This is a genomic window from Mesorhizobium sp. M4A.F.Ca.ET.050.02.1.1 (assembly GCF_003997725.1).
In the GTDB taxonomy this organism is placed as follows: Bacteria; Pseudomonadota; Alphaproteobacteria; order Rhizobiales; family Rhizobiaceae; genus Mesorhizobium.
Window position 1 is genome coordinate 1 of sequence record NZ_RZSG01000251.1, and the last position, 7,658, is coordinate 7,658.

General features: G+C 65.2%; 3 protein-coding genes and 1 pseudogene. 3 read left to right on the forward strand and 1 reads right to left on the reverse strand.

The annotated features are described in order from the left end of the window. Window positions 1-745, reverse strand: a 745-nt coding sequence (locus EOA33_RS17630) for an alcohol dehydrogenase catalytic domain-containing protein (protein WP_127406182.1), incomplete at its 3' end; no start/stop codon positions are given. Between the two features lie 267 nt (window positions 746-1,012). Here EOA33_RS17630 and EOA33_RS17635 point away from each other — a divergent pair. The 3 genes and pseudogenes from EOA33_RS17635 to EOA33_RS17645 all read left to right on the forward strand — a co-directional run. Then, entirely contained in the window at window positions 1,013-3,025 is a 2,013-nt protein-coding gene (locus tag EOA33_RS17635) for an acetyl/propionyl/methylcrotonyl-CoA carboxylase subunit alpha (RefSeq protein ID WP_127406183.1), read from the forward strand. A gap of 92 nt (window positions 3,026-3,117) precedes the next feature. Then, window positions 3,118-6,645 carry a DNA polymerase III subunit alpha gene (gene dnaE, locus EOA33_RS17640; protein WP_127406184.1) on the forward strand — a complete coding sequence of 1,176 codons (3,528 nt, stop codon included), beginning with the start codon at window positions 3,118-3,120 and terminating at the stop codon, window positions 6,643-6,645. Window positions 6,646-6,766: 121 nt separating this feature from the next. Continuing rightward, window positions 6,767-7,658, forward strand: a pseudogene (locus EOA33_RS17645) (methyltransferase); the annotation flags it as partial.

Here is a 7,658-nt window from a genome sequence, read left to right on the forward strand (position 1 = left end):
GGTAAGGCACGATGTCGCCGTCGATCTCCTTCGGATTGACGAAATGCGTCATGCCGAACTTCTCGCCCCAAGGCTTCTTGTCGTTGTTGACGTCGACACCGATGATCATGTCGGCGCCGGCGAGCTTCAGGCCCTGGATGACGTTGAGGCCGATGCCGCCGAGGCCGAAGACGACGGCGGTAGCACCCTGCTCGACCTTGGCCGTGTTGATGACGGCGCCGATGCCGGTGGTGACGCCGCAGCCGATGTAGCAGATCTTGTCGAAGGGGGCGTCGGGATTGACCTTGGCGACCGCGATCTCCGGCAGCACGGTGAAGTTGGAGAAGGTCGAGCAGCCCATGTAGTGGAACAGCTTGTCCTTGCCCATCGAGAAGCGCGACGAGCCGTCCGGCATCAAGCCTTGGCCTTGCGTGGCGCGGATGGCGGTGCAGAGGTTGGTCTTGCGCGACAGGCAGGACGGGCACTGCCGGCATTCCGGCGTATAGAGCGGGATGACATGGTCGCCCTTCTTGACCGAGGTCACACCCTTGCCGACGTCAACGACGACGCCGGCGCCCTCATGGCCGAGGATGGCCGGAAACAGGCCTTCGGGATCGGCACCCGACAGCGTGAACTCGTCGGTGTGACAGATGCCGGTCGCCTTGATCTCGACCAGCACTTCACCGTCACGCGGGCCGTCGAGGTCGACCTCCATGATCTCCAGCGGCTTTCCGGCGGCGACAGCGACAGCGGCGCGCGTTTTCATGAGGCAGTTCCTCCCAAGGCAATCGACAAACTTTTGATGAGGCCGGCTTATTGAGCCTGCCCGGCGAGGCGCAATGCCCGCCAGCCCTCCGCAGTGAGCCCAAACAACACTCTACAGAGTTCGGCGGCGGCGGCCAACTTCCCTTGCGACGTTTTTCGGCGCGGTATTCGCAATCTGGGCAGGGCGGATGCGCGCCGCGCCCGGCCACTTGAGCCGTAGGGGGATTGTCCATAGAACTGGTTCCTCGCCGGAGGAAACGACGCCAGCATGTTCAAGAAAATCCTGATCGCCAATCGCGGCGAGATCGCCTGCCGTGTGATCAAGACGGCGCGCAAGATGGGCATCGCTACCGTCGCGGTCTATTCGGATGCCGATCGCGATGCCGTGCATGTCGAGATGGCCGACGAGGCCGTGCATATCGGGCCTTCGCCGGCGGCGCAGAGCTATCTGGTGGCCGAAAAGATCATCGCTGCCTGCAAGGAGACCGGCGCCGAAGCCGTGCATCCCGGCTACGGGTTCCTGTCGGAACGCGCCTCCTTCTGCGAGGCGCTGGAGACGGAGGGCATCGTCTTCATCGGCCCCAAGCCCAAGGCCATCAGGGCAATGGGCGACAAGATCGAATCGAAGAAGTTCGCCAGCAAGGCCAAGGTCTCGACCGTGCCGGGCTGGCTGGGTGTCATCGAGGATGCCGACCATGCCGAGAAGATCGCCGGCGAGATCGGCTATCCGGTGATGATCAAGGCCTCGGCCGGCGGCGGCGGCAAGGGCATGCGCATCGCCTGGAACAAGGCCGAGGTGCGCGACGGCTTCGACAGGGCGCGCTCGGAAGCGAAAAGCTCGTTCGGCGACGACCGCGTCTTCATCGAGAAGTTCGTCGTCGATCCGCGCCATATCGAAATCCAGGTGCTGGCCGACGCGCATGGCAACGCGCTCTATCTCGGCGAACGCGAATGCTCGATCCAGCGCCGCAACCAGAAGGTGGTCGAGGAGGCGCCGTCGCCGTTCCTCGACGCCAAAACCCGCAAGGCGATGGGCGAGCAGGCAGTGGCCCTGGCCAGGGCCGTCGACTACCAGAGCGCCGGCACGGTGGAATTCATCGTCGACAGCGAGAAAAACTTCTATTTCCTTGAAATGAACACGCGATTGCAGGTCGAGCACCCGGTGACCGAACTCGTCACCGGCATCGACCTGGTCGAGCAGATGATCCGTGTCGCCGGCGGCGAGAAGCTCGCGATCAAACAGGGCGATGTGAAGCTCAACGGCTGGGCGGTGGAAAGCCGCCTCTATGCCGAAGACCCGTACCGCAATTTCCTGCCTTCCATCGGCCGGCTGACACGCTACCGGCCGCCGGAGGAGGGGACGTTCGGCGATATCGTCATCCGCAACGATACCGGGGTCACCGAGGGCTCCGAGATCTCGATGTTCTACGATCCGATGGTGGCCAAGCTTTGCACCTGGGCGCCGACGCGGCGCGAGGCGATCGACGCCATGTCGGAGGCGCTCGACAGTTTCGTCGTCGACGGCATCGAGCACAACATTCCGTTCCTGGCGGCGCTGATGCAGCATCCGCGCTGGCGCGAGGGGCGGCTGTCGACCGGCTTCATCGCCGAGGAATATCCGCACGGATTCGCGCCGATCACGCCGAACGACGAAGAAAAGGCGGTGCTGGCGGCGGTCGCCACGGCGATGGAGCTGCTGCGCCGCGACCGGCTCGACCGGCTGAGCGGACGGCTGGCGCCGCATTCGGGCATCCTCAAGCGGGACTGGGTGGTCAAGATCGGCGCCGACTACCTTTCGGCCGCCATCCTCGAAGGCATGGTCTCGATCCCGATGGAAGTCGATCTGTCGATCGATGGCGGCAAACCGCTGACGGTAGCGTCCGACTGGCGGCCGGGCGATCTCATCTGGCGCGGCACGGTCGGCGGCAACGCGGTCGCGGCACAGGTCCGGCCGGCGCTGAACGGCTTGCGCATCGCCTGGAAAGGCATGTCGGTGACGGCCCAGGCCATGCTGCCGCGTATCGCCGAACTCGAAAGGCTGATGCCGGAAAAGCTGCCGCCGGACACGTCGAAGATGCTGCTTTGCCCGATGCCGGGCCTGGTCGTGTCGATCGCAGTCGCCGAGGGCCAGGAGGTCAAGGCCGGCGAGACGCTGGCCGTGGTCGAGGCGATGAAGATGGAGAACGTGCTGCGCGCCGAACGCGACCTCACCGTGTCCAGGCTCAACGCCAAGCCCGGCGACAGTCTCGCGGTCGACGCGGTGATCATGGAATTCGCCTGACCTGTGCACAGGAGATCCCTGGACTCGCATCCCGCGCTCCCGGACAATACATCTGCACCGATTGTTGAGTCCCTTCGAGCGACGCGAGCCCCATGGCGGATGAACGACTTCCACGCGACCCGTTGCTGCGCGAAGCAGCGGTAAAGGACGCGCGTCCGGAAACGCCGGCGCGGCCGTTCATCCATCTGCGCGTGCACTCGGCCTATTCGCTGCTCGAAGGTGCCCTGCAACTCGGCGCCATCGTCGGCCATGCGGTCAAGGACGAGTGCCCGGCGATCGCCGTCACCGACACCAACAATCTGTTCGGGGCGCTGGAGTTCGCGCAGAAGGCGGTGAAGGACGGCATCCAGCCGATCATCGGCTGCCAGATCGATCTCGCCTTTTCCGGCGAAGCGGGCGATGCCCAGCGCGACCGCCGCCGCCAGGGGCCGGAGATGCACCCGATCGTGCTGATCGCCGCCACCGAGGCCGGCTACGCCAATCTGGTCAGGCTGATCAGTCGGGTCTACCTGGAAACGCCGCCCGGCGAGCCGGTGCACCTGACCAGCGCGATGCTCGAGGGACAATCCGACGGCTTGATCTGCCTGACCGGCGGTCCGCGCGGCCCGATCGGCCGCGCCCTGAAGGAGGACCGTCGCGACCTCGCCGAGCAGCGGCTGCTGACGCTGAAGGCGATGTTCGGCGACCGGCTCTACGTCGAGCTGGAGCGGGTCCAGGGCTACGACCGCATGATCGAGAAATCGACGGTCGACCTTGCCTACAGCCACGATCTGCCGCTGGTCGCCACCAACGAGGCGTTCTTCTCCAAGCGCGACGACTATGAGGCGCATGACGCGCTGGTCGCCATCGCCGAGGGTTCGGTGGTCGCCGCCGACAATCGCCGACGGCTCTCGCCGGACAATTTTTTGCGCAGCCAGGCGGAGATGGCCAAGCTGTTCTCCGACCTGCCGGAAGCGATCGACAACACGGTCGAGATCGCGCTGCGCTGTTCCTATTATCCGAAGAACCGCAGCCCGATCCTGCCGCGCTTCACCGGCGGCGATATCGCCGACAAGGATGCGGCGGAGAAGGCGGAGGCGGCCGAGCTCGCCCGCCAGGCGCGCGAGGGGCTGGAGGCGAGGCTAGCCGCGCACGGACCGACGCCGGGCTATACGGTCGAGCAATATCGCGAGCGGCTCGATTTCGAGCTCGGCATCATCGAGAAGATGAAATTCCCGGGCTACTTCCTGATCGTTGCCGACTTCATCAAATGGGCGAAGTCGCAAGGCATTCCGGTCGGGCCGGGACGCGGTTCGGGCGCCGGATCGCTGGTCGCCTATTCGACGACCATCACCGACATCGACCCGCTGCGTTTCTCGCTGCTGTTCGAGCGCTTCCTCAATCCCGATCGCGTATCGATGCCGGACTTCGACATCGACTTCTGCCAGGATCGTCGCGAGGAGGTGATCCGCTACGTCCAGCAGAAATACGGCCGCGACCAGGTCGGGCAGATCATCACCTTCGGTACGCTGCAGGCGCGCGCCGTGCTGCGCGACGTCGGCCGCGTGCTGCAGATGCCTTATGGCCAGGTCGACAAGCTGTCCAAGATGGTGCCGCAGAATCCGGCCAATCCGGTCAAGCTGGCGGACGCCATCGCCAACGAGCCGCGCTTCGCCGAAGAGGCGGAGAAGGAGCCGATCGTGCAGACGCTGCTCGATACCGCGCAGAAGCTCGAAGGCCTCTATCGTCACGCCTCGACGCATGCCGCCGGCATCGTCATCGGCGACAGGCCTTTGTCGGAACTGGTGCCGATGTACCGCGATCCGCGCTCCGACATGCCGGTCACCCAGTTCAACATGAAATATGTCGAGCAGGCGGGGCTCGTAAAATTCGACTTCCTCGGCTTGAAGACGCTGACGGTGCTGGAGACGGCGGTCAAGCTGATCCGCCGGCGCGGCGTCGACATTGACCTCGCGACGATTCCGCTCGACGACAAGGACACCTACGCGATGCTGTCGCGCGGCGAGGTGGTCGGCGTGTTCCAGGTTGAAAGCGCCGGCATGCGCAAGGCGCTGATCGGCATGCGACCGGACTGCATCGAGGACATCATCGCGCTGGTGGCGCTCTATCGCCCAGGCCCGATGGAGAACATCCCGACCTACAACGCCAGAAAGCATGGCGAGGAGGAGATGGCCTCGATCCATCCCAAGATCGACCATCTGGTGAAGGAGACGCAAGGCGTCATCGTCTACCAGGAACAGGTGATGCAGATCGCGCAGGAGCTTTCCGGCTATTCGCTCGGCGAAGCCGACCTTCTGCGCCGCGCCATGGGCAAGAAGATCCGCGCCGAGATGGACAAGCAGCGCGAGCGCTTCGTCACGGGCGCGGTCGAGCGCGGCGTCGGCAAGCCGCAGGCCGACTTCATCTTCGATCTTTTGGCGAAGTTCGCCGACTACGGCTTCAACAAGTCGCACGCGGCGGCCTACGCGGTCGTCTCCTACCAGACTGCCTACCTCAAGGCGCACTATCCGGTGGAGTTCCTCGCGGCGTCGATGACGCTCGACATGGGCAACACCGACAAACTGGCCGATTTCCGCCAGGATGCGCTGCGCCTCGGCATCGAGGTGGTGGCGCCGTCGGTGATGTCGAGCTTCCGCCCCTTCGAGGTCGGCCAGAACAAGATTTTCTATTCGCTGGCCGCGCTCAAAGGCGTCGGCGACGCGGCGGTCGAGCATATCGTCGCCATGCGCGGCGAAAAGCCGTTCAAGAGCCTCGCCGACTTCTGCGAAAGGGTCGATCCGAAGATCGTCGGCAAGCGCGTCTTCGAAAGCCTCATCATGGCCGGCGCGCTGGACTGCTTCGGGCATGACCGCGCTGCGATGATGGCCGGGGTCGAGCGGATGATGGGGCTGGCCTCGCTGGCGCAGCAGAACGCCGTCTCCGGCCAGGCGGATATTTTCGGCGCCTCGCTCGGCGCGCAGTCGCAGGCGCTCAACCTGCCGGCGACCGAACCTTGGCTGGCCGCTGACCGGCTGCATCGCGAGTTCCAGGTGGTCGGCTTCTATCTCTCGGCGCACCCGCTCGACGAGTACAAGGCGGCGCTGCAGAAGATGCGGGTGCAGAACTGGGCGGAGTTCTCGGCCGCGGTCAAGCGCGGTGCTGCCGCCGGTCGCCTCGCCGGCACCGTCACCACCAAGCAGGAGCGCAAGACCCGCACCGGCAACAAGATGGGCGTCGTGCAGTTCTCCGACACGACCGGACAGTACGAGGCGGTGCTGTTCTCCGAAGGCCTGGCGCAATTTCGCGATATGCTGGAGCCCGGCCGCTCGGTGGTGATCACTGTTTCGGCCGAAGACAGGCCGGAGGGCATCAATCTGCGAATCCAGACGGTGCAGTCGCTGGAAGATGAGGCAAGCCGCATCCAGAAGGCGCTGCGCATCTTCCTGCGCGACGCGGCGCCGATCAACATTCTCGCCAACCAGCTCGCCGTGAAGGGCGAGGGACAGGTGAGCTTCGTGCTGATCAAGGATGCCGGCCAGGGCGAGGTTGAGATCGAGCTGCCCAACCGCTACCGGATTTCGCCGCAGATCGCGTCGGCGATGCGCGCCGTGCCCGGCGTGGTCGAAGTGGAGCTTGTTTAGAGCCCGTTCCTTGTGATTTGCTGGCGATCCGAGGGGCGCCATGGATCCGCGAACAGCCGCTTTCGAACTGATACGGATGGTCAACCAATACCAGGTGTCGCAAGCGATCTCGGTCGCGGCGATGCTGGGCATCGCCGACCACATCAAGGACGGCGAGCGCTCGGCGGCTGAGCTGGCCAGCCTGACAGACACACATCCGCGCGCACTCTACCGCCTGTTGCGCGCGCTGGCGGCGGTGGGCGTCTTCCACGAAGGCGAGGACGGACGGTTCTCGCTGACGCCGCTCGGCGGCGCCTTGCGCTCGGACGCCGAGCATTCGGCAACCCCTTGGGCGTCATTTGTCGGCCGGCCCTACTACCGGCAGGCGTGGAGCGATCTGCTCTACAGCATCCGGACCGGCAAGAACGCGTTCCGCCACGCCCACGGCAAGGGGGTCTGGGAGTACCGGATCGAGCATCCCGAGGAGTCGGTGATTTTCGATCGCGCGATGGCGGCGAACTCGCGCGGCGTGGCGGCGGCCATCCTGGCGGCATATGATTTTTCGCGCTTTCCGGTGATCATGGATGTCGGTGGTGGCAGGGGCACGCTCCTTGCCGAAGCCTCGCCGCCAGTCCCGGCAGCCGCGGCATCCTATTCGACCAGCCGCATGTGGTCGCGGCGGCCGGCCCGGTGATGGACGAGAAGGGTGTCGCCGATCGCTGCGACATCGTCGGCGGAGATTTCCTCGCCGCGCTGCCCGAGGGAGCAGACGCGCTGCTGCTGAAATGGATCGTGCATGATTGGGACGACGAGACCAATCTCGCCATACTGAGGAACTGCCGCAAGGCTCTTCAGCCGGACGGCAGGTTGCTGGTGCTCGAGGCCGTGCTCGCGCCGCCAAACGAAGGGGCGCGCGCCAAATTCGCCGACCTCAACATGCTGGTGGCGCCGGATGGCCAGGAGCGGACAGCCGACGAATACAGGCTGCTCCTGGCAAGGGCCGAGTTTGAGGTGACGGAGATCATCGAGGCCGG